The organism is Oceanobacillus sp. B139/18 (genome assembly GCF_055524595.1).
Window position 1 is genome coordinate 1,408,062 of sequence record NZ_JBVFXI010000001.1, and the last position, 24,437, is coordinate 1,432,498.

General features: G+C 40.6%; 20 protein-coding genes and 2 pseudogenes. 4 read left to right on the forward strand and 18 right to left on the reverse strand.

What is annotated here, in order from left to right:
* Positions 1-8: 8 nt before the first annotated feature.
* Together ACZSMY_RS06840 and ACZSMY_RS06845 are read right to left on the reverse strand one after the other, a co-directional pair.
* Positions 9-821 carry a pyruvate, water dikinase regulatory protein gene (locus tag ACZSMY_RS06840; RefSeq protein WP_256706111.1) on the reverse strand — a complete coding sequence of 271 codons (813 nt, stop codon included), beginning with the start codon at positions 819-821 and terminating at the stop codon, positions 9-11.
* 27 nt (positions 822-848) lie between these two features.
* Positions 849-1,478 carry a CBS domain-containing protein gene (locus ACZSMY_RS06845; protein ID WP_256706110.1) on the reverse strand — a complete coding sequence of 210 codons (630 nt, stop codon included), beginning with the start codon at positions 1,476-1,478 and terminating at the stop codon, positions 849-851.
* A gap of 176 nt (positions 1,479-1,654) precedes the next feature.
* Here ACZSMY_RS06845 and ppdK point away from each other — a divergent pair, with 176 nt between their 5' ends.
* On the forward strand, positions 1,655-4,261 hold the full coding sequence (gene ppdK, locus ACZSMY_RS06850) for a pyruvate, phosphate dikinase (protein WP_465147591.1): 2,607 nt from the start codon (positions 1,655-1,657) through the stop codon (positions 4,259-4,261).
* A 167-nt stretch (positions 4,262-4,428) separates the two neighbouring features.
* On the opposite strand, the gene ACZSMY_RS06855 is transcribed toward ppdK, so the two are convergent.
* Positions 4,429-5,361, reverse strand: coding sequence for a D-2-hydroxyacid dehydrogenase (locus ACZSMY_RS06855; protein WP_368901597.1), 933 nt, complete (start codon positions 5,359-5,361; stop codon positions 4,429-4,431).
* 199 nt (positions 5,362-5,560) lie between these two features.
* On the opposite strand from ACZSMY_RS06855, the gene ACZSMY_RS06860 reads away from it, so the two are divergent.
* A complete protein-coding gene (locus ACZSMY_RS06860) occupies positions 5,561-5,749 on the forward strand; it encodes a hypothetical protein (protein ID WP_042533564.1) in 189 nt (62 codons plus the stop codon).
* A gap of 530 nt (positions 5,750-6,279) precedes the next feature.
* A pseudogene (locus tag ACZSMY_RS06865) lies at positions 6,280-7,221 on the forward strand (class I tRNA ligase family protein); the annotation flags it as partial.
* 133 nt (positions 7,222-7,354) lie between these two features.
* Here ACZSMY_RS06865 and ACZSMY_RS06870 read toward each other — a convergent pair.
* The 13 genes and pseudogenes from ACZSMY_RS06870 to ACZSMY_RS06930 form a co-directional block, all read right to left on the reverse strand.
* Positions 7,355-8,823: pseudogene (locus ACZSMY_RS06870) on the reverse strand (alanine/glycine:cation symporter family protein).
* Between the two features lie 80 nt (positions 8,824-8,903).
* Positions 8,904-9,584, reverse strand: coding sequence for an SDR family oxidoreductase (locus tag ACZSMY_RS06875; RefSeq protein ID WP_465147592.1), 681 nt, complete (start codon positions 9,582-9,584; stop codon positions 8,904-8,906).
* 115 nt (positions 9,585-9,699) lie between these two features.
* Positions 9,700-11,178 (reverse strand): alanine/glycine:cation symporter family protein, encoded by a 1,479-nt coding sequence (locus ACZSMY_RS06880; protein ID WP_465147593.1) that lies wholly within the window; start codon positions 11,176-11,178, stop codon positions 9,700-9,702.
* Between the two features lie 65 nt (positions 11,179-11,243).
* Entirely contained in the window at positions 11,244-11,843 is a 600-nt protein-coding gene (locus ACZSMY_RS06885; RefSeq protein ID WP_465147594.1) for a short chain dehydrogenase, read from the reverse strand.
* 27 nt (positions 11,844-11,870) lie between these two features.
* Positions 11,871-13,073, reverse strand: a complete 1,203-nt coding sequence (locus ACZSMY_RS06890) for an NAD(P)/FAD-dependent oxidoreductase (protein WP_289584644.1) — start codon at positions 13,071-13,073, stop codon at positions 11,871-11,873.
* A 6-nt stretch (positions 13,074-13,079) separates the two neighbouring features.
* On the reverse strand, positions 13,080-13,379 hold the full coding sequence (locus ACZSMY_RS06895) for a (2Fe-2S)-binding protein (RefSeq protein WP_256706102.1): 300 nt from the start codon (positions 13,377-13,379) through the stop codon (positions 13,080-13,082).
* Positions 13,363-13,647 (reverse strand): (2Fe-2S)-binding protein, encoded by a 285-nt coding sequence (locus ACZSMY_RS06900; RefSeq protein WP_256706101.1) that lies wholly within the window; start codon positions 13,645-13,647, stop codon positions 13,363-13,365. Before ACZSMY_RS06900 ends, ACZSMY_RS06895 begins: the two co-directional genes overlap by 17 nt.
* 18 nt (positions 13,648-13,665) lie before the next feature.
* A complete protein-coding gene (locus tag ACZSMY_RS06905) occupies positions 13,666-14,448 on the reverse strand; it encodes an aspartate/glutamate racemase family protein (RefSeq protein WP_465147595.1) in 783 nt (260 codons plus the stop codon).
* Between the two features lie 101 nt (positions 14,449-14,549).
* Positions 14,550-15,452 (reverse strand): 4-hydroxy-tetrahydrodipicolinate synthase, encoded by a 903-nt coding sequence (gene dapA, locus ACZSMY_RS06910; protein ID WP_338112853.1) that lies wholly within the window; start codon positions 15,450-15,452, stop codon positions 14,550-14,552.
* 15 nt (positions 15,453-15,467) lie between these two features.
* Positions 15,468-16,664 carry an NAD(P)/FAD-dependent oxidoreductase gene (locus ACZSMY_RS06915; protein WP_256706099.1) on the reverse strand — a complete coding sequence of 399 codons (1,197 nt, stop codon included), beginning with the start codon at positions 16,662-16,664 and terminating at the stop codon, positions 15,468-15,470.
* Between the two features lie 34 nt (positions 16,665-16,698).
* Entirely contained in the window at positions 16,699-18,222 is a 1,524-nt protein-coding gene (locus ACZSMY_RS06920; RefSeq protein ID WP_465147596.1) for an aldehyde dehydrogenase family protein, read from the reverse strand.
* Positions 18,223-18,262: 40 nt separating this feature from the next.
* Positions 18,263-19,609, reverse strand: a complete 1,347-nt coding sequence (locus ACZSMY_RS06925) for an aspartate aminotransferase family protein (RefSeq protein ID WP_256706097.1) — start codon at positions 19,607-19,609, stop codon at positions 18,263-18,265.
* Positions 19,610-19,629: 20 nt separating this feature from the next.
* The gene (locus ACZSMY_RS06930; RefSeq protein ID WP_276540063.1) at positions 19,630-21,087 is read right to left on the reverse strand and encodes a CoA-acylating methylmalonate-semialdehyde dehydrogenase; all 1,458 of its coding nucleotides are present in this window, start codon (positions 21,085-21,087) and stop codon (positions 19,630-19,632) included.
* Positions 21,088-21,209: 122 nt separating this feature from the next.
* Here ACZSMY_RS06930 and ACZSMY_RS06935 point away from each other — a divergent pair, with 122 nt between their 5' ends.
* Positions 21,210-22,091 (forward strand): LysR family transcriptional regulator, encoded by an 882-nt coding sequence (locus ACZSMY_RS06935; protein ID WP_256706096.1) that lies wholly within the window; start codon positions 21,210-21,212, stop codon positions 22,089-22,091.
* A 106-nt stretch (positions 22,092-22,197) separates the two neighbouring features.
* On the opposite strand, the gene ACZSMY_RS06940 is transcribed toward ACZSMY_RS06935, so the two are convergent.
* Both ACZSMY_RS06940 and ACZSMY_RS06945 read right to left on the reverse strand, forming a co-directional pair.
* Positions 22,198-22,797, reverse strand: a complete 600-nt coding sequence (locus ACZSMY_RS06940) for a short chain dehydrogenase (protein WP_256706094.1) — start codon at positions 22,795-22,797, stop codon at positions 22,198-22,200.
* Between the two features lie 286 nt (positions 22,798-23,083).
* A complete protein-coding gene (locus ACZSMY_RS06945; RefSeq protein WP_256706093.1) occupies positions 23,084-24,433 on the reverse strand; it encodes a GntP family permease in 1,350 nt (449 codons plus the stop codon).
* Positions 24,434-24,437 lie beyond the last annotated feature (4 nt).

The window sequence follows — 24,437 nt, forward strand, 5'->3', positions numbered from 1 at the left end:
AGATTATTTTATTCCATTTCTTTAAAATGTTCTTCAATCACATACGCTGTTTCTTCAATCGATTTATCTGTCACATCAATCGTAAAAATACCAAATCGTTTGAAAACCTGTTGTGAATAGTCGAGTTCGTTATATATTTTTTCTAAATCGGTATAACTGGTGGAATGATTTAAACCTAATGAATCTAAACGATTACTTCTAATTCTAGATAAATTATCTGGATGGCAAACTAAACCCACCAGCTTATGCGGATCTACATCTTCCAGTATCTGTGGTAAGGGAACCTCCGGAATCAGAGGTAAATTGGAAACTTTATACCCTTTATTCGCTAAATACATACTTAATGGTGTCTTTGAGGTTCGTGATACACCTAACAAGACTAAATCGGAATCTATAAAGCCTTGCGGGTTCTTGCCATCATCATATTTCACCGCAAATTCAATAGCTGCGATGCGGTTAAAGTATTCCGTATCTAATTTATGAACTGTTCCAGGTTCTTCAATGGGTCTCGAACCGGTTCTTGCTTGAATCATTTCAAAAAATGGGTGCATCAAATCTAAATACATGAGACCTGTCTGCTGACTGAAATTCCGGGCAGTTTCAGCTAGACGATGATTAACTAAGGTGCTAACAACAATCGCTTTATCCTTTAAGGCATCCCGCAAAATTCCCAATAACTCCTCTTCTCGATTTACTAATGGAAAGCGATAGCTTTTATTAAAATTCAAATCCGGATATTGTGCACTGACGGCTGTTAGTAACTTTTGTGATGTTTCTCCGAGTGAATCAGAAATAGAGTAGATGATGATTTCATTTTTCATAATAGATGGATATCCCCTTTTATTTATTTATTTATTTAATTCTGCATTTCTGGCTTGCTGCGTAATGTAATTAAGTATTCGAGACTTCGTAATTTTACCAATCACTTTTTTGTGATTTTCTTCTTCAACGACTGGCAGTGAATCAACTTCAAAATCTTGTAAGATAGTGGCTGCTTCCAGTATATTGATATTTTTTTGACAGACTTTAATATGCGGCATTCGTGTCATACACACTACAACTGGCGTATTATCAATATCTGAATTTAATGATGCCCTTAATAAATCCTTCCTGGATAAAACACCCACGAGAAGTTTTTCTTCATCCACCACGTACAGGGAACCAACATCATAAATAAACAAATTAGTGATGGCATCTCGAATCGATGTATTTTGGTTAATCACTAAGGGTGGAATCATAATTTCATCGATTTTCGTATCAAAGGTCTTAAAAAAGAAAAAGGCTTCTAAATCCGAACCTGAATACGTATAGCCGATTTTAGGTGTAGCTTGTAAAACACCTGCTAATGTCAAAAACGATAAATCTGAACGTAACGTAGCTCTAGAAACATCTAACAGCTCAGATATTTTTTCCCCGCTGACCGGCTGATAATCTTTTACTAATTGGATGATTTGTTCTTGTCTTTCACTTAATTTCATACTTGGACCTCCAAATAAAGCTATCAAACAATGTTATTATTATGTTTTCATTATACACATATTAATGAATCTTTTAAACTAATAATCACATATTTATGTATTGACACACATATTTTTGTCATATATGATGATTATTAAATAAATGTGACACACAATTAAATCATTGGAGGTTTCTTATGGAAAAATTAATTTATACATTTGATGAAGGACGAAGCGGGAACAAAGAATTGCTGGGCGGCAAAGGAGCCAATCTTGCAGAAATGACTCATTTGGGATTACCTGTACCTGAGGGCTTTACGATTACTACAGAATGTTGTATGAATTATTTAGCAGATGCTTCCTTTTTTGAAAAGCAATTAAAAGCAGAAGTTTTGAAAGCGATTCAAAATTTAGAGTCAGAAACAGGGAAATCTTTTACATCTACTGAAAATATTCTATTAGTTTCTGTTCGAAGCGGCGCTGTCTTTTCCATGCCCGGCATGATGGATACCATTTTAAATCTTGGCTTAAATGATCATAGAGTTCAAGATTTTGCCAAATTGACCAATGTGAACTTTGCCTATGACTGCTACCGCCGTCTCTTGCAAATGTTCGGTGATGTCGTTTACGGAATCCATAAAGAACAATTCAATGTATTGCTGCATCAAATGGAGAAGAGTTTGAATAAAAAAGTAACTGATTTTAACGAAGCAGAGCATGTAGAATTGATTGAATCGTATAAGAATTTGTTCTCTAAGAATAAAGTAGCCTTTCCACAGGATCCAATGGAGCAATTATTCGAAGCAACGAAGGCTGTTTTCAAATCCTGGAATAACCAGCGGGCGAAGGTATATCGCGACCTGCACAATATTCCTCATCATTTAGGAACAGCGGTTAATGTCCAGTCAATGGTCTTTGGCAACAGCGGTGAGGAAAGCGGAACAGGAGTGGTCTTCACTCGCAATCCTTCTGTCGGTGATAATAAATTATTTGGTGAATTTCTAATCAATGCGCAGGGAGAGGATGTCGTTGCAGGGATTCGTACACCGGAGCCGATTGAATCTTTGCAAACCATTTTGCCAGAAGCTTATAATGATTTTATTAAACATTCTCATAAACTGGAGCAGCACTATAAGGATATGCAGGATATCGAATTTACAATCGAAAATGGTAAGCTGTATATTCTGCAGACCAGAAATGGAAAACGCACCGCCAAAGCTACCTTGAAAATAGCTTTAGATTTAGCAGCTGAAGGTTTAATCTCAAAGGAAGAAGCGATTATGCGCGTCTCTCCTGAGGTGATCGATCAATTGATTCATCCGGTCTTTGATACCGAAAAACTGACAGCAGTGGATGCTTTCGCAACAGGTTTACCTGCCAGTCCAGGCGCAGCAACCGGATCAATCGTCTTTACAGCTGATAAAGCAAAAGAATACACTGCTTTAGGAAAAAAAGTGATTCTGGTTCGTCAAGAAACCTCGCCAGAAGATATTGAAGGCATGGTGGTCAGCGAAGCAATTGTTACGAGCCGCGGCGGAATGACATCGCACGCAGCAGTTGTTGCCAGAGGAATGGGAACTTGCTGTGTCACCGGCTGTGAAGCATTAACAGTCAATGAAAGTGCCAAAACTGTATTATGTGGTAACCATACCCTGACGGAAGGCGATATGATTTCTGTTGACGGCAGTACTGGAAGTTTATATCTAGGGGAAATCCCGACAATTGTTCCTGAAAACGATCAGAGCTTGCAGCAATTACTTACTTGGGCAGACGAATGCGCTGAGTTGAAGGTTCGTGCGAATGCTGAAACATTACAAGACTTACAAACAGCGATTGATTTTGGTGCAACAGGAATTGGTTTAGCCCGAACAGAGCATATGTTTTTTGGGGAAGAGCGTGTACTGGAAATGCGCCGCTTGATTCTCGCTAAAGATGAAGAGGAAGTCCAGGCCGCTTTAAATAAATTACTAAGCTTCCAGCAAGAAGATTTCTATCAAATGTTAAAAACAGTTCAAGATAAACCAATGGTGATTCGTTTGCTTGATCCGCCAATGCATGAATTTTTGCCGCATGATGCCAATGAAATCAAGTCATTGGCTGATCAACTAAACAGATACCCGTCTGCTGTGGAGAAACAAATCGAAAAATTACAAGAAACCAACCCAATGCTGGGCCATCGGGGCTGCCGCTTAGGTATTACTGAACCGCTCATTTATCAAATGCAAGTCAAAGCAATTTTCAATAGTGCCATTCAATTAGCAAAAGAAGGCTTGACGATTTGTCCAGAAATCATGGTTCCTTTAATTTCTGAAAAAGCCGAGCTGGACTACGTTAAAAGCTTTTTAACCGAAACCATCGAAGCTACATTCAAGGAGCATCAAATGGAGCCCTTCCCTTACGAAATCGGGACCATGATCGAATTACCGCGCGCATGTATCATTGCTGACCAATTAGCAGAAAATGCCGATTTCTTCAGCTTCGGTACCAATGATTTAACTCAAATGACATTTGGATTTTCTCGCGATGATATCGGTAAGTTTATCAATACCTATAAAGAAAAACAGATTATGCAGCAAGACCCGTTCCAGGTTCTGGATCAAAGCGGTGTTGGCGAATTGATTAAGCTCGCTGTCGACAAAGCAAGACAAACGAAAGAAAACATGATGATCGGTATTTGCGGCGAAGTTGGCGGCAATCCAGAATCGATTGCTTTCTTCCAACAAATCGGCATTGATTATGTTTCTTGTTCACCATACCGTATTCCAGCCGCTCGTTTAGCTGTAGCGCAAGCAGTATTAAAATAGAAAAACATACTATAAAAAATAGCAGCACAGACCAAAGCCATGGTCTGTGCTGCTATTTTTTATAGTAGAGATGAAGGAAAGCTGACCAGCTCCTTGGAATCATTGTCAAATTCGGATTATAAATCAGCTTAGCCTCCCCTCTTATTTGAACCAGCATAAAATTAGCTTTAATATCCTTTTTGAATATCCACCTTATTTTCCAAGTCCTGCCCTGCTTCCACTCTTTTCAGGGTGTCAACAAAGCAATCCGCCGCTTCTTTTGCCGTTGTCACAGCAGATATATGAGGTGTTATTGTAATAGCTGGATGCTCCCAGAATGGATGCGATGCAGGCAACGGTTCTTCATGGAAAACATCCAGTACAGCAAACCGTACTTGCTCCTTTTCCAAGGCAGCCAGCAAATCTGCTTCAGCAACAGACTTTCCTCTGCCTGCATTGATAAATCCAATATTGTCCGTTTGATCAAATAAGCGTTTATCAAATAAATCTGCTGTTTTCTCTGTTAACGGCAATGTATTGATTACATAATCCGCTTCTTTTATAAATGAAAATTGAGAGTCAATAGCTGCAACTTGGCTAAAAGGTGCTTTCTGTGTCCCGCTTAAAGAAATGCCGTACACCTTCATTCCAAATCCGGATAGAATCTCTGCCAGTCTTCTGCCGATTTCACCGGTTCCATAAATCACTGCTGTTTTCTCACTCAATAATACAGGAGAAAATTCCTTCCAGACCTTCTCTCCTTGCTGGGCTGCAAACGTCTGATGCGCTTGGGTATCCCTTAACATATAGCTTAAGCAATATTCCCCGATGCGCTGTCCAAACGAGCAGACAGTACGTGTTAATAATACATTTTCATTCCAATTCTGATCATACAAAAATCCATCGACACCGGCGCCTAGAGAATGTACCCATTTCACTTTGCCGTAGTCCGTATCCTTCCGCAGCTGAAACCCGCAAAGAGCATCCGCCCATTCCAGGTCTCCCTCTGTTATAGCGTCCTCTGTTATGTAACGAATTTCTTTATCCAGCTTATAATGTGCTATGTGTTTTTCTAATTCCTTTATTAACGGACTGGCAATAATTATTTTTTGAATGTTCATATTAACCTTCTCCCTTCTCTCTTTATTATAGAGGATTATTTTATTTTTTGAAAAATATCCATCATAATACTTTTATAATTCTGTTATTTATTTGGAAATACTCTATCCAAAATATATTCCGTTAAATAGGACTAGTCAATATATGTAAATATTGATATACTGAACATTTCATATTCCAGTATATAGGAGTTTACAAATCATGAAAGATGTTTTTTTAACCGTATTATTTTGCATGATAGCTTCCATTGCCGTCATAACCTTTTTCCCTTTTATAGCCAACCTGTTTACTGTTGGGAACTTACGCGGATTCTTTGATTTAACTATTTTCTTTCTGCTGGTCGTGATATTAAAGATTTCACTTGATAACAAAAAGAATCATGAAAAATGATGAATCACAGAAGTATTGTTAATCAAGAAATCCAGCAGGTTGACTTTTCAATTTTAATCGTTTACTATTGTTGTTAATTTAAAATCTAATTCGATGACGGGAAAGAGTAATTATCTCCTTCTTATCTACAGAGAGTTGACCCTGTGCTGAAAGTCAACGTTAAGAAAGCTAATGAAAATCCTCCCTGAGAAGCAAAGTTGAAGAGAAAAGTGGAAAGTGCCCGTTTAAAAACGTAGAGATTGAAGCGGCACAACTGAGATAAAGGAAACACGGTGAGGTGACGAACCGATGTTGACTTATCGTAGGGCGTGACGTGAAATCTCTAAAGTTTGGCGCTTGGAACTAGACAGTACATTAAACTTTGACGGCATTCTACCGATATCCAGAACGCGTATGATAGTACGTAGTGAAAATCCATTCCGAAAACCACTGCTTATGTTGGTTTTTTTATTTTTATGAAGAATGTAAGCCTCCCGATTCTCTCTGCGCAGAATCGGGATTTTTTAATTTTGATAATGAGGTGAAAAAAATTGAAGGAATCAAGTGCAGCTCGTGAATTAAGAATTCGAAACCAATGGGAAAGAGATCATACTTTCCAGCACTCTATTTCCAACAGAGAAGGTAAAGAAACCTTTGTTTTTTACGAAGGACCGCCGACAGCTAACGGACTGCCGCATGCCGGCCACGCTCTAGGCAGAACCATCAAGGACTTTGTAGCAAGATATAAAACCATGTCAGGCTATCAGGTTTTACGAAAAGCTGGCTGGGACACCCATGGATTACCTGTTGAATTGGAAGTAGAAAAACAATTGAATATCCGCGGCAAGGAACAAATTGAAGAATATGGTGTGGAGAACTTTATCGCGAAATGTAAAGAAAGTGTTTTCACCTACGAAAATGAGTGGAAGCAATTCACCGATGCGCTTGGATATTGGATAGATATGGAGAACCCTTATGTCACACTGAACAATGCGTATATCGAATCGGTGTGGCATATCCTTTCTGACATTCACAAGAAGGATTATTTATATCAAGGTCATCGTGTTGTTCCTTATTGTCCCCATTGTGAGACGTCACTAAGTTCTCATGAAGTGGCTCAAGGATATAAAGACGTCACTGATTTATCTGCTACTGCCAAGTTTCAGATTAAAGGAAAAGACAATGAATATCTATTAGGCTGGACAACAACACCTTGGACACTTCCAGCCAATGTGGCTCTCGCAGTGAATCCGGAAATGGAGTATATGCGTGTGCAGCAGGGAAATGAAATATATATCGCAGCAAAATCATTAGTCCAAAATGTGATGAAGGAAGACTATAACGTTTTAGAAATTATCAAAGGACAGGATTTAATTGGTCTCTCCTACCATCCTCCATTCGATTTTATCACTGTTTCTAACGGATATGTCGTGATTGGTGCAGATTTTGTGACAGATACAAGCGGAACTGGGATTGTTCATGTAGCACCGGCCATGAAACTCCTCCTTCAATAATTTGAAAGCGTGTCTTACTTTACATGATAAAGTGCGAATTCTCCATTAAACGAAGAATTCGCACTTTATCATGTTAAATTATTTCAACACTTAAGCAAACGCTTACAATACTTCAAATAACCTTTGTTCCGCTTTTAGATGATCGGGAACTTTCTTCTTGTCGTGTTTCCCAATAATCCGCATTCTTAATTCCTAGCTTTACTGGATCAAACACAGGATCTTTACCTGCTTTTTTCTGTTCTTTATAATCCTTTAAAACCTTGAGTGCTACCCCAGATAACAGCAACGTGCTGATTAAGTTCAAATACGCCATGCTTCCTAATCCGATGTCTCCCATTGCCCATGCTGTAGATGCGGAAACAATAGCGCCGACAAAGGCAAAAATAAGTATGCCTATACGTAACGGAAATAAAAATAATTTTTCCTTTTTATTGGAATGGCCAATAATATACGTAGCACTAGATTCTGTTTTATAATAGTAAGTTATCATTGTGGTAAAACAAAAGAAAAATAAGGCAATAGCCATAAAAGCAGATCCAATACCCGGCAAAACGGTATCTACTGCCAGCTGCACATTTACTGAGCCAGCTTCTACACCAGGAACATTCACGACAGATGCTGCCCCTTCTACATTGTACATCCCTGTAATAAGAATCATAAAGGCAGTTGCCGAGCATATAATCCAAGTATCAACATACACGGCCAGCGCCTGAACCAGTCCCTGCTTTGCCGGATGCGATACTTCAGCAGCAGCTCCTTCGTAAGTTTCTGAACCTGCACCTGCAGCATTCGAGAAAAATCCTCTTTGAACCCCCCATGATATAGCCGCTCCTATCATGCCACCAAACGTTGCTTCTGCACCAAATGCACTCGATATAATCAATGAAAACAAATCTGGAATAGCCCGAAAATTAAGCCCTAAAATAATAATACAGACTATAATGTAACCAATTGCCATAAAAGGTACTAAATACTCCGCAGTTTTAGCAATTCTTTTTACACCGCCAAAGACACATAACCCCATTAAAAGAACAAGGATAATCCCAATAACATATGGCGGAATCCCAAAAGCTCCCTCCATTGAAGCCGCAATCGTATTAGATTGAATATTCATCAGAAAAAATCCTGTTGCCAAAGTTGTTAATATTGCAAAAATAATACCCAGTTTTCTAAATCCAAGACCTTTTTCAATAAAATATGGCGTCCCGCCACGCAATTCTCCATTCACTTTACTTTTATAAACCTGCGATAATGTAATTTCAATAAAACTTGTAGCTGCTCCAAAGAAAGACATTACCCACATCCAAAATACTGCTCCCGGTCCCCAAGTGTGATTGCTGTTGCAACTCCTGCAACATTACCAGTTCCGATTCTGCTCCCCAGTGACATTGAAATTGCCTGGAAGGAAGACACGCCGGATTCAGAAGATCTTCTCACAAACATTAGCTTGATCATATCTTTTAAATGTGTCACTTGCACAAATCTGGTCATAATAGAAAAGAATAAACCAATCACTAAAAAACTGAAAATAAAATACTGATTCCAGACAGCTCCGCTTAACCAATCTATAAATGCGCTCATATAACTCTCCCTTATCTATTTCAGATTTTTTAATCTTACTGTGATTTCCTCTGTTAGCAGTTATCTAAAGTCATTCGATTCTATTGGTTTTCTATAACTATGTCCGAACTAACTACATTTTCTCTATCCTGGAAATGATCCATAATTATTTTCGTCATATCTTTTGGACTTGCGTAGCTTTTCCGTTCTGCCGGCTTATCCTCCCGCCAGAGGCTGGTGTTCATATTCCCCATGTATGCCGCAAGCACTCTAATATCTGTGTCTTTTGTTAAATCCGTTAATGCTTCTGAAAACCCCCGCATTCCAAATTTACTGGTACTATATATGATTTCATCTGCTTTGGCAGCTTTTCCAGAATTGGAAATAATATTTAAAATATCTCCCTTATTCCTGCGTTGCATATCTGGTAAAACTTCTTTGGTGCAATAAATCGCTCCTTTTACATTTGTATCAATCAACAAATCGACTTCTTTATTATCCATTTCAGCTAATGATTTAAAAATACCGACCCCTGCATTATTTACGAGACAGTCTATGGAATCATGTGATTCATCTATTTTCTTGAATACTTCTGCCACACTTAAGGGATCTGTAATATCCACTTCAAAGATGGAAGATTTTCCTTTTAAATTTTGGGACACCTCCTCTAATTTATAACGCGTCCTGCCTAACAGACATACCTTATAATCAAGTTCAGAAAAAGCATACGCTAATTCTGAACCCAGACCGCTTCCAGAACCTGTAATAACCACTGTTTTCATAAAATCGACCACTCCTAAAAACCGAATGAACCCGTATGCTTTCTTAACCTGCCCCAAAAGAATCTAAAGACACCATTAAACTAAACTGGGCCAACCAGCAAACGCTTACAATACACTAAATAACTTTTCGTTCTTTTTTAGCCGGCTGCACACTTTCCTCTTGTTCCGGTTCCCAAAAATCTGCATTTTTAATTCCAGCTTTCAACGAATCAAATACTGGATCTTTTCCTTGTTTTTTCTGCACATCATAATCCTTTACGGCCTTTAAGACTGGTTTTGTCAGAAATAGCAATGCTATCATGTTTAACCAAGCCATGACCCCAAACCCTAAGTCGCCAAAACTCCATGCCAGGGCAGCTGAATTTGTACTATTATAAAAAACGGTGACTAACAGGCCGCATTTCAAGACAGTTAATGGCCACTGCAGCTTTTTTTTACGGTTACTGTTAAGATAGGCCAGACTGGTTTCCGCTTTATAGGAGTACGTAATCAAACTGGTAAATGCAAAGAAGAAGATCGCAACAGCAACGAAAGGTCCCCCTAATCCCGGTAAAATCGTTTCAACGCTTAATTGAACATTGTTGGAACCTGCTTCCACAGCACCAATATTGTTCTCAACCATCGTGCCATCATCCAGCTGAACATTATACATACCAGTAATCAAGACCATAAATGCTGTAGCAGAACAAATAACCAGGGTGGTGATATACACGGATAATGCCTGCACTAATCCTTGTTTAACAGGATGGGAAACTTCTGCTGCTCCTGTTTCAAAGGTTTCACTTCCAAAGCCGGCGGCATTCGAAAAGGCTCCTCTTTGTACGCCCCAGGCGATTGCTGAACCTATGATTCCGCCAAATGTTGCACTTGGATTGATTGCGCTGGAAACAATTAATGAAAGTACATCTGGTATGGATGTGAAATTAACAGCTAAAATAACAACACATACGCCGATATAACCAATTGCCATAACTGGAACAATCGTCTCCGCCGTTTTTGCAATTCTTTTTACCCCTCCAAAAATAACAACAGCCAGTAAAATCACGAGTAATATACCTGTTATTGCCGGAGCTATACCAAATGCGTCATCAAGAGAAAGCGCTATAGTATTTACTTGAATCCCCGGAACAAGAATCGTCATAGAAACCATGGTCACGGCTGCAAAAATGACAGCAAACCATTCTTTCTTTAACCCTTTACCAATATAATACGGGACGCCTCCGCGGTATTCCCCATCCTGCTTCACTTTATAAATCTGTGCAAGCGTGGTTTCCATAAAAGCAATACTGGCAGAGAAAAAAGCCAAAATCCACATCCAGAATACAGCTCCCGGACCCCCTAATGTGATTGCAGTCGCTACACCGGCTATATTACCAATACCAATTCTGCTTCCAATCGACATCGATAATGCTTGAAACGAAGAAATACCTGCCTCCGACTTTCCGCCAATAAATGTCAGTTTAAACATGTCCTTAATATATCGAAAATGAATGAAACGCGTTGCTATGGAGAAAAACACTCCCAGTGCCAGAATAAAAATAACCAACGCTGGACTCCATACAATATCGTTTAATCGCCCTATAAATTCACCCATGTTATCCCCCTTGTTCACGGGCCTAAAAACTAGAATCCATTTTAGGCCCCGCACCAGAAAATCGGTTAATATACTTTATATGCCTGACCCGTTTGCGCTCCAAAGACACTTTTTCGATAAGCTAAGCCAATCCGTTTGGAAGAAACAGGTTCAAACCCTTGGAATAGTTTACCATATTTTTCTTTTGATTTCTCCAGCATCGATGGACTGACATGATTAATCCGGATTCCACGCGGCATTTCAATGGCTGCTGATTTAACAAACGCGGATACACCGCCATTGGCTATCGCCGATGAGGATGCAGTTTTCAATGGATCATCCATCAAAACACCCGTTGTAAGCGTAATGCTTCCGTTATCTCTCAGATAATGTAAACCGATTAATACTACATTTACCTGTCCCAGCTGCTTGCTGTTTACCGCAATCATATTCTGTTCCGGTGTCAGTTCATCCACTGTGGCAAAATGGGCCGAACCTGCAGCGCAAATGATGCCATCCACCTGTCCTACCTTTTCAAAAAGCGCTCTGATGCTCACTTCTGAAGTAATATCTACTGGATATTCTGAAGAATTCCGGCTGGCTTGGATGATTTCTGCATCGTCCTTTAATTCTTCATACGCTACTTCTCCGATGGATCCGGTTGCTCCGATTAATAGTATTTTCATATGACATGTCTCCTTACCTTCTTCATTTCAAGCATTTTGTTGATAATCTTGATACAATGTTTCTCTTTCCTTTTCAATTTCCGGATGAAATTGAATTAAAGCGGCTGCTCTTACCTTTTTTACATTTTGAATTGCGCGATTCATACGCTCTGTTAATGCGGGATTTTCTCCAATTACTTTCGATGCTATATTTAATCCGGCGACTTCCCCTTGTGCCATGGCAACCTTTGAGCTTTCTACTCCTGTGATATTGCCAGATACATATAAATCAGGGAGTGTTGTCTCCATTTTTTCATTATGAACCGGAATATGTCCCCCTAATGCTTCCACGTATTTAAAGGAACAACCGGCAACAGAAGCAAGCTCTGCCATTGGCGTCAGTCCCCCTGAAATACAAACCACATCAGCTGTTTCCGTCTTTTCTGTTCCTGGAATGGGTTCGCCTGCTGTGTTTATTTTTACGGTTTTCACTCCTTCAACAACATCTTCCCCGATAATCTCTGTTACAGCCGTTTTTAATTTGATTGGAATCCCGTTCATTTTCAATCCATTACTTGGATAAAATTTTGTCGCAAAACTCACGGGCATATGTTTTCCCAGCTTGCCCAGCTGTTTTAGTAAAGGAGAAGGAGCCAGATGGGTCAAACGCATTAATGATGCTAATACTTCCTGCGGCTGACCAGCTTCTTTTCCTATTTGTTCGGTTACTGGTAAAATAATGGCCTTCACATCTACGCCGCACAGCTTTAACTCATTGGCAATGGCCATCGATAATACATTTGCTCCGATGATAATACAAGAATTCCCCGGCTTTACCCTGTGGACATTCCCCATTACCTGTGCCGCTCCAATTGACATTACCCCTGGAAGCGTCCACCCCGGCAGCGGAATATGTGTTTCACTTGCGCCTGTTGCCAACAGCAGATGCACCGTATCGATAGCGCCGCTGGAAGTATAAATTCTCCAGCCAGCTTCTATTTTTTCCAAATTATAAACGGATGTTTCACATTCTATTTCCACACCTAGAGATTCAGCTCTATCTACCAGATTTTCAGATTCTTGGATGCCATTCCACCACTCCCCGTTCGGCTCCTCATGCAATTGGCCTAATAACCTGCCTCCCGGGCGGGGAAATTCATCAATCACCTTAACGGCTACTCCATTTTCTGCGGCTGCTATTCCTGCTGTTAAACCCGCTGGACCAGCACCGATAATCACCAAATTCCACATAAACCATCACTTCCTTAAAGAATAAACAGTCATCCCATCCTTGACAGCAGTTACACAAGCGCGGACAACTTGCCTGTCCTCCAGCTGAACTCTGCATTCAAAGCAATGACCGATATTACAATAGATTCCTCTGCCTTTTCCGCTTACATCATGCTTTCGTAATTCTCGATATCCTTCTGCTAATAATGCTGAAGCAATGGTATCTCCTTCAAGCGCTTCTATCGTTTGATTATTAAATGTAAAGGTTAATTTATTTTTATTCGATAAAGACCCTAAAATCGGGTGCTCCTCAATCCTCACTGACATGATCCATCCCTCCCAGAGTGCCAAATGATACTGGTCTGACCGGCGGACGATAGCTGAGAGAAATACCATCTGTCCTTGGAGCAGAGTCATGGGACTGAACAATTTGATCAATCATACTCCGGCACGTTCTTCCTCCGCAATATCCCATCCCTGCTCTTGTTCTCAGCTTCACTTCACGAGAGGAACAATGGTAATGATCTATCGTCTGATTAATTTCTTTTAATGTTATCTCTTCACATCTGCAAATGATGATATCTTCATCCGCCATCCGTACTCCTCCTTTGTTTTAAATAAAACCATAATACGGTTTCTGAGCAGTTGCCATATGCGCCCATCGAATCATTGTAATAAAATCAAAGACTGGCAATCCGACCGCTTGTTGAATTGCTGCGGCATACGGAGGTAAATCACTGCATTCCAGCAGGATAGCTCCAATATCCGGATGATCCTCCACCAGCTCATTTGCCGCTTGAATAACCTCTTCTCTAACTACTCCGTTGTCAAAGCTTCCTCTGCTCTCCACGATGGCAGAGAATTCCGGTAATTTCCCCAAATCTTTTACCACGATATCATCTACATTGGTCACTCCACAGCTGTCAAACAGACTTTCCGTTATGCCATCACTGTCTGCCGTCAGCATGCCGATACGCTGTTGGCTTTTTAATCCTGTTTTAATCCATGGAATCTGAACAACACTCGACATAAAGACGGGGATGTCTACTGCATCGGCAACCTGCTTTTGATAATTCCCAAAGAAGCCGCATGCTCCGCAGATGACCCTTGCTCCCTCTCTTTCCAGCTGCTGTGCTGTTTGAATCACATCGTCCACCAGCGTCGGGTCGCCGACGTGAATTCTATCCTGCGTACAATTTGGAACAACCCGTGGTACAACAGGAAAATCATAGGTGGATAAATTAGCTACGTTGCCAGGTAATACCGGGTACCAGCAATCATCCAGGAATAGAATTCCTACGGAGAAACCCGCTACATATTGCCCTTTTTTCATTTCAATCAGCTGACCGTGATCCGATTTCACAAAGCCATATTCTTGATTTCTGCTGCTCGCCATATTTTTTTCCTCCATCATCTCAATTCAAAGCAGCGGCACAGAGAAATCAAACAAAATATATTTTTATGCTGTTTTTCTCTGTGCCTTCACCTGCTAAAAACCTAAACCGGCTTTACTTCATAGCCTAATTCTTTTAATGTTTTGCTCATCTTCTCTTTTAGCTCCTCGGAAGCTGGCACTAATGGTTTCCGTACGGTTCCGCCTTCCAGGCCAATAATATCTAAACCGGCTTTCACAGGACCAGGTACCGGCTCTGCTTCCACATAATCATATAGCGGAAGTAAACGCTGATTGATAGCTAATGCGCCATCGATATCTTTTTCCTTTGTAAATAACTCGTACATTTCTACGATTTCTTTTGGAACCAGATTGTGAATAATTCCTGTCGCCCCGTGCCCACCTACAGATAACGTCGGCAGAATCAGGTGTTCAAATCCGGTTAATACAGTAAAGTCCTCGTTATCCTTGGTTAAAGCAATCACTTTACAAGTATGCTCCTGGTCTGTTGTATTTTTGACCGCTACAATTCCTTCCTCTTCACTTAATTCCGCAATAAATTCAGGGGAAAGCTCTACATTGGTTGCTGCAGGATAATGATAGATAACAATTCCAATTCCTGCTTCGGCAGCTAATTTTTTATAATATGCTTTCATTCCTTCTTCACTTGTTGTCATATAATATGGTGTTACGACAAGCGCACAATCCGCGCCAACTTCTGCTGCATATTTTGTCAGCTCCAGCGTTTCTTCCTCCCGGTGTGCACTCGTACCTGCCATGACAGGCACACGTCCGCCGGCATATTCTACCGCTGCTTTTAATAGACTCTTTCTTTCTTCTAACGACATCAGCGAATATTCTCCTGTGCTTCCTCCAGCAAGCAGGCAGTGTACTCCGCCGTCAACCAGGTGATTAATCAAGCCTTGATAGGCAGAAAAGTTAATCGATCCGTCCTCATTAAATGGTGTTGGCATTGCAGGTATCATTCCAGTTGGTTTATACATCATTCATTCCTCCAATAATTAAATAGTTTGTAAGATTTCTTCTTGCGCTTTATATCTTGAAAATTTCAAGCGATCAATATTAAATTCGGTTTCTTTTCCTGAAATAAGCTCTGTCATCATTTTCCCGGTAATCGGTGCCATACTGATTCCGTCACCCTCATGGCCGCTGGCAATATAGAAGCCCGGCACCTCATCTACCTCGGATACAATCGGCAAATGATCCACTACCCATGGGCGGATGCCGGCATAGGCACGTATACAATTGACATCCTTTAACATCGGCAGGAACCGCGTTGCCCGTTCGGCAATTCCCCGCATCACATCATGTTCCGCACTGGTATCATAGCCTTTAAATGCGCGATGTCCGCCTACTAAATAATTACTTGCTTCTGTCGGTTCAATGGTAAAGGCAATATTATAATCTTCTACAAGTTTACTGACATTTCTTTTGTAGTTGATATCTTCAAATTTAGAGAGCATATAGCCAAATTCATGTACTTTTTGATGAACGATCCTGTCTGTCCGCTCTGTCACAAGGACCATTCCTTTTCTTGGCCGAATCGGAATGTCTATCCCGACCATTTCCCCAATATGACTTGCCCAGACACCGGCGCAATTGACCACATTTTTCGTATATAACGTTGTGGTGCTGGTTTTTACAGACTCTACAGAGTCATCCGGACCCTGTGTGATTTCTTTTACTTCCTGATTCGTAAAAAGCTGCAATCCGTATTTTTTTGCTTCTTCAATAAAGGCGTAGCAAACGAGATATGGATTCATCGTAGAGTCAACCTCTGTCCAGACACCGCCTGCCAAATCGTTAGCCAAATGCTTTTCGATATCGGGAAGCTCCTCTTTACTTACCATCTTCATATCGTAGCCGGCAGCGACCTGCTGCTTGACATACCCATTTGCAATTTCCAATTCCTGTTCTGTTTCACAAACATACAGGCTTCCCCGGGAGAAAAACTCGAAATCAAAAGAGAATTCTTTTGCTAATTCTTTATACAGCTGAATACTTCGAAAGCCGATTTCTGTATCAATTCCCGGTTTCTTATCACAAATGAGGGCAACAGCATCACATCTGCTCGACGTACCAGCCGCTATATCTCCCTTCTCCACCAAAGCAACTTGGTACCCTTCTTTAGAGAGGTAATAAGCTACACTTGAACCAATAATGCCTCCGCCGATAACAACCACATCAAAACTATTCAATCTGCCACCTCCTTTTTAAAAATAGATTGATAGATTAACTGTCTGCATTGGAGTAAGCGCCTGAAGGCTTCACTTCTAAAGCAATGTTGACCTGCTTTTTATACAGATACTCTTCAAAGCCATATGTGCCTAAATCTCCGCCAATTCCACTCTGCTTATAGCCGCTCCAAGGAGCTTCATTGAATGTTGGATGATAGCTGTTCACCCAGGTAATTCCTGCATGTAATCCGCGAATCACCCGCTGCGCTTTCGCACCGTCATTCGTAAATACCGCTGCCGCCAATCCAAAATCTGTTCCATTTGCCAGCTCCAGTGCCTCTTTCTCTGTTTCAAATACTTGAATAACCAGTACTGGCCCAAAAATTTCTTCCTGTACAATCCGCATATCTGGTGTTGTATTTGCAAAAATCGTCGGAGCTACATAATTCCCTTCTGCAAGAGAACCGTCTGTTAAACGTTCTCCGCCGCATAATAATTCCGCGCCTTCATCCAAGCCGACTTTGACATATTCCAGAACAGAATCGGCATGATCCGGAGAAATAAGCGGTCCCATTTCAGTTTGCGGGTCCCATCCCGGTTCAATCTTGATTTTGTTCGTGCGTTTTACTAATTCATCAACAAATTTCTCATAGATACTTTTCTCTAAAATTAATCGGGAGCCCGCCGAGCAAACCTGCCCCTGTCCGGCGAAGATGCCCAGCATGGCATAATCGACTGCCGTTTCAAAATCCGCGTCGGCAAATACGATATTTGGAGATTTTCCTCCCAGCTCTAAGCCGACTTTTTTAATGGTATCCGCTGCATCCTTCATAATTTGCTTCCCGGTATCTGTTCCGCCGGTAAACGATATTTTATCGACATCCTTATGCTGTACTAATTGATTGCCGATCACAGAGCCTGGACCCAACACCAGATTCGCTGCCCCGTCTGGAAAGCCGACCTCATCAATAATTTCAAATAATCTCAACACGGTTAACGGCGTTTGAGAAGCTGGTTTTACCATCACGGTACACCCTGCAGCAAGCGCAGCTGACAGCTTTTGCGCAGCCATTACCAGCGGGAAATTCCACGGAACAATAATGCTGACCACGCCAACCGGCTCCCGAATCACCATGGCCTGAATTTCATCGGGCACTTCATAGGTTTGACCATGCGGCTGCATCGCCAGTCCCGCATAATATTTAAATTGATGTATGGCATCCTCCACATCAACAATAGAATCCTCATAGATTTTTCCGTTATTTAATGTTTCTAATTTTGCTATTTCCTCTTTCCGCGCCTCCAGCTTCTCTGCTACATTCAATAGCAGGTCAGCCCTTGTTCTCGCATAGGCTTCACGCCAGCCATCTTCATAAAAGGCTTTTCTGGCAGCTTCGATTGCTTTGTCTGAATCCTCTGCGCCGCCGTCAGCAACGGTTGCAATGACTTGGTTGTTTGCAGGGTTATAAACCTTTCTGGATTTTCCGGTACTCCCGCTGGTCCACTCCCCAGCGATATACATATTCTGAACTTCTTCCGTATCTTTTAAAACTGCTTCAAATGCTGCTGCGTCACTCATGATACCTTCCTCCTTTGTATCTATCCTTTGAAGAATCCAATCAATTCAACTCTGAAATGCTCTCCGTCACTGTTTTGACGATGAATTGATAATCCTCTTCTGTAATACTGAGCGGTGGAGCCAGCTGAAGAATATTATTAAAGCCGGCAACCGTATCCCCATTTTTACCAACCAGCAATCCGCTTTGCTTACATTTAGCTACAATCTGATTGATTTTATCGACATGAATTGGTTCCTTTGTCTGTTTCTCCTCTACCAGCTCTATTCCCAGCAACAAGCCTTTCCCGCGGACATCCCCGACATTGGGATGCGTTAATAAATCTTGAAAATCTTCTAGTAATCGTGCTCCCAGCTGTTCCGACTGCTGGAAGAGATTTTCCTCTTCCATAATTTCAATATTCTTTAAAGCTACAGCACAGGCTGCTGGGGACCCGCCGTACGTATTCACATGACGGAAACGATCGTATATATCTTCACCGTCAAATTGCTCAAAAATTTCTCTTCTGACTGCAGTAGCTGATAAAGGCATATAACCACTTGTAATTCCTTTTGCCATCGTAATAATGTCCGGTTTTACATCATAATTCATAAATCCGAACGGTTTGCCCGTCCTGCCAAAGCCGCAAATAACTTCATCGACAATCAGCAATGCTCCATGCGCCTCACAGATTTCTTTGACCCGCTTCAGATAATTCTCAGGCGGCATCAGAATGCCTCCTCCGGTAATAATCGGCTCCATAATCACACCGGCGATGGTTGAGCTAAGCTCCCATGTCATTAATTCATTAATTGCTTCCGCAGAGGATAAAGTCTTTTCATCGTCCGGGTTGCGATAAAGATCAGGCGGTGCTACATGCAAAAAACCTTGTGCTAACGGCTCATACTTATATTTTCTTTCAGCCTGGCCGGTTGCAGCGAGCGCTCCCATGGTATTTCCATGGTAAGCACGATATCTGGAAATAAATTTTGTCCGCTGTCCTTCTCCTTTATGCTGATGGTATTGCCTCGCTATCTTAAAGGCTGTTTCATTTGCTTCCGAACCGCTATTAGAGAAAAAGAACACGTAATCATCATCTAGAAAGCTGTTTAACTTCTCAGCCAATTGAATCGCCGGCTGATGACTGTGTGCCAGCGGAAAATATGCCAGCTTTTCCAATTGTTCATATGCTGCCTGTGCAATTTCCGTCCGTCCATAACCGGCATTAACGCACCATAATCCAGACATTCCATCTAAGTATTTATTTCCGTCAATATCTGTCACCCACGCTCCTTCAGCAGTTTCCGCAACCAGAAGATTCGGATCGGGTTTAGACCCTCTCATTGCGTGCCAGAGCTGTTTAGCATCTTTTTGCTTAATATCATTTGCTTGATTCATCGATTGAAGCATTGGCCAACCTCCTTATACACTTAATAACGCGCCGTCACCATTTTCTTTCGCGTATAAAATTGAACACCGTCCTTGCCATTTGCATGTAAATCTCCATAAAATGAATTCTTATATCCTGAAAACGGGAAGAATGCCATTGGAGCAGGAACGCCTAAGTTAATCCCTAGCATCCCGGAATCTATTTCCTCTCTGAATGTTCTTATAGCCTTTGCACTATCCGTGTATAAGCAGGCTCCATTCGCAAATTCCGATGCATTCGCTACCTCGATTGCTTCATCAATCGTATTCACACGTACAACCGAAAGCACTGGCGCAAACATTTCATCTTCCCAAATTTTCATATCGGTGCGAACATGATCAAATATCGTTGCCCCGACAAAATATCCGTCACTGTCTTTCTTATCTTCTCTTCCGTCTCTCAGTAAGGTCGCCCCTTCTTCTAAACCAGTTTCAATATAATCTAACGTTCTTTGCTTTTGTTCTTTCCGGATAACTGGTCCAAGAAAAGATGCTTTATCCGCCCCATCTCCGATAACCACATTATCCGCTGCCTGCTTCAAGCGTTCCGTCAGTTTATCTGCAACATCTCCAACAGCAACTACTAAAGAGGCTGCCATACATCTTTGCCCAGCTGAGCCAAATGCTGCAGCAGTAATATTTGATACTGCATTATCTAAATCTGCATCCTCTAACACAATGCTGTGATTTTTAGCACCGGCTAGCGCCTGGACACGCTTTCCATTTGCTGCAGCTGTCTGATAAATATATTTTGCAACAGGCTGAGACCCGACAAATGATACCGCTTTAATTTTTTCGTGTTCTAAAATTCCATTCACAACATCGTTGGAACCATGAACAATATTCAATACACCGTCAGGCAAACCGGCCTCTTTAAAAATTTCAGCCAATCGGTTAGCAAGCAATGGCGTTTTTTCAGATGGCTTTAAAATAAATGTATTCCCGCAGGCAATAGCTAACGGAAACATCCAGCATGGAACCATCATCGGAAAATTAAATGGTGCAATCCCGCCGACGACTCCAATCGGGTAGCGATACATTCCCGATTCGATTCCTGTAGCGATATCCGGCAGATGCTCTCCCATCATCAAGGTTGGAGCACCAGCAGCAAATTCTACGCATTCAATTCCTCTTTGTACCTCGCCCGTTGCATCATCAAATGTCTTTCCATTTTCTAATGTGATGATTTCAGCCAGCTCTTCCCTGTTTTCAATTAATAATTGCTGATATTTAAATAGCATTCGCGCTCTTTTTGGAACAGCAACTCTTCTCCATTCTTTAAAAGCAAGCTCCGCTGATTTGACAGCGCTATCAATTTCTTCAAATCCTGAAATCGGAACCTTGCCAATTTCTTCTCCCGTTGCCGGATTAAAAACTTCTGTATAATTTCCTGAAGTGGGTTCTACCCATTCCCCATTTATAAAATTACTTATCTGTTCAACCGTTCTTATCGTCGACATCGTATGCCCCCTTTAATTGGAATTTGTTTGACATATTCTCATTTTATTTAGATAATTAGCATAAGTAAAATAAATATTCATTATGTCTACCATTCAAAAAAATGATAGTAAGGAGCACGCCCATGACATTGCAGCGATATGAAATATTTAATAAAGTAATTCAGCTGAAAAATATCAGCAAAGCAGCAGAGGAACTTCACCTTACGCAGCCCGGACTCAGTAACGCGATTAAAAGTTTGGAATCTGATTTAAATTTAAAATTATTGAATCGAAACAGAAATGGAATTACCTTAACCAAAGAAGGAGAAAAAATTTATCAGTATACGTTGCAGATAGAAAAAATGAATGAGGCGTTAATGCAGGAAGCAAGCCATTTGAATGGGTTGAAGACCGGAACGGTGAATGTAGGTTCTTTTTCCAGTGTGACAGGCAATTGGATTCCTGACATTGTTATGAAAATGCAGGAGGAGTATCCAGGAATTGAAGTGAATATTCATGAAGGTGATTATGAATCCCTTGAAAAAAGGGTGCTGACCGGGGAATTGGATTGTTGTTTTAATACTCCGATTGAAAACAGCGGTCTAACCTTTTCACCGCTAAAAAAAGATGAATTATTTTGTATTGTTTCCAATCAGCATCCTTTACATTCCAGAAACGAAATCAGCGTAAAGGAGTTGTCTTCCTATCCGTTTATCAAACCCAAAAAGAGCTGGGATGATGAAATCAATGGACTATTTTCAAAATATAATCTATCTCCCAATATTAAATATGAAGTATCTGAAGATTTGCCGATTATTGCGCTGGTTGAAGCAAATCTCGGAATAAATATTAGACCGGAGCTAGTACTGCAAAGAGAAAAAACATCTAAAAGTATTCGGATTATCAAATTAAAAGAGGATGCTTATCGAATTATAGGACTATGTACGCCAACTAGCCCGTCCCATGCTACGCAGCTTTTTGTCTCTATTACCAAAGAACTTTATGAAGAACCTTTTCAATTATAAAGACGTCCTTATTTTCATATTTTTATTGCTCATACGAAAGCAGACCAATTACAGCTAAATTGATCTGCTTTCTATTTGTCTAGTTAAACAATAATTTTTAAATTGCTTAATAAACCTTATAAGCCTGGCCAGTCTGCGCACCAAAAACGCTCTTTCGATAAGCTAAGCCAATCCGTTTGGAAGATACAGGTTCAAATCCTTGGAATAGTTTACCATATTTTTCTTTTGATTTTTCCAGCATCGATGGACTGACATGATTAATCCGGATTCCACGCGGCATTTCAATGGCTGCTGATTTAACAAACGCGGATACACCGCCATTGGCCATCGCCGATGAGGATGCTGTTTTCAATGGATCATCCATCAAAACACCCGTTGTCAGCGTAATGCTTCCGTTGTCTCTCAGATAATGTAAACCAATTAATACTAAGTTCACCTGTCCCAGCTGCTTACTGTTTACCGCAATCATATTCTGTTCAGGTGTCAGTTCATCCACGGTTGCAAAATGAGCCGAGCCTGCTGCGCAAATGATGGCGTCTACCTCGCCCACCTTTTTAAAAAGCGCTCTAATGCTTGCTTCAGAGGTAATATCTACTGGATATTCTGAAGTGTTCCGGCTGGCTTGGATGATTTCTGCATCGTCCTTTAATTCTTCATACGCTACTTCTCCGATGGAGCCAGTTGCTCCGACTAATAGTATTTTCATGATTATCTCTCCTCTTCTAACTATAGTTCTAATTTTCTGTGTACAGTATCTCATAGTGTTTTTTAAAATGCATAGATTCTAGCTCATTCCGTTTTTAGATAACTATTCAACAAGATAAATTTATTTTCATGCTTTATTTTGAGGCGGGAGGTTTACGGACGGTTCTTCTTGATAAATTTTGAAAAGTAGAGGCAAAAAAGAATTCCTATTATTTAAAGCAATAAATAAAAACTCCATCCATCTTATATATTTCTAAAAGGCATAAGATCGATGGAGCACTCTATATTTACTTTATAAATAAACTTAATATTAAAACAACTGCTAATCCAGTTAATCCAACTAACGTTTTCATAACTGTCCAAGACTTTAACGTGTCGGCTACACTCATTCCAAAATATCTATTCGCCATCCAAAAACCGGAATCATTCACATGAGAAAAAGCAGTCCCTCCACAAGCAATTGCGATTGTCACCAAACCTAGCATTGGTTCACTGACATCAAAATGCTGGATTAAAGGTGAAACCAGACTGGCAGCAGTAATCATTGATACTGTTCCTGATCCCTGTGTAATTCGAATTAATGCTGCAGTGATAAATCCGAATAAGATAATCGGCATATTAATTTGCTGCATTGCATCTGCAAGAATGTCTCCAATTCCAGTAGCTATCAACGTTTGTCCAAATACTCCTCCAGCACCAGTTATCAAAATGATTATCCCTGCCGGTTCTAAAGCTCTTGTAGTTATTTTTTGCAGTTCCCCTTTAGTAAAACCTCGCCTTGTTCCATATAACCATATGGTTAAAAGACTTACAATTAATAAGGCAATGATAGGATTTCCAATAAACATCAGAATTTCTCTAACTATATTTCCTTCATCCAATAATAAATCTGCCGTAGTATTTCCTAAAATTAAAATCAGCGGTGCAATCAACATAATAACAACACCGGCAAATCCCGGCAGTTTATCTGGATCATAGTTTACCTCTGATTCTTTAAAATGTTCAGGAACATCTACATGAATTTTTTTCGATATAAATTTTCCAAAAAGCGGTCCGGCAATTATCATGGCTGGGATACCTGCAATTACTCCAAATAAAATGACATAACCCAAATCAGCACCGATTATACTTGCAGTTGCAATAGGTCCGGGTGTTGGAGGAATAAACGTATGCGTAACACTAAGACCAGCTGTTAAAGGAATTCCATAATAAAGTAATGATTTTTTTGATTTCCTTACTAAGGCATAGGTTAACGGAACCAATATGACGATAGCAACATCAATAAAAACAGCTATAGAAATCAGAAATCCGCTTGCCCCTAGCGCCCAGACAATATTCTTTTCTCCAAATTTGTCCATCAAGGTTAAAGCCAATTTTTCAGATGCCCCGGATGCTCTCAATACTTCCCCGAATATTGTTCCAATTCCAATAATTAATGCCACAAAACCAAGCGTACCACCCATCGCCTCTTCGATATGTGCCAATAATTCCTGCGGCGGCATGCCAACAGCTAGCCCTACAAATAAGCTGGCTATAATCAGGGCTAAAAAGGCTTGAAGCTTTGTTCTGATAATCAGAAAAAGTAATATTACCATCGCTAGTATTCCTACCGTAATAATCCACGCAGTACTTTCCATAAAA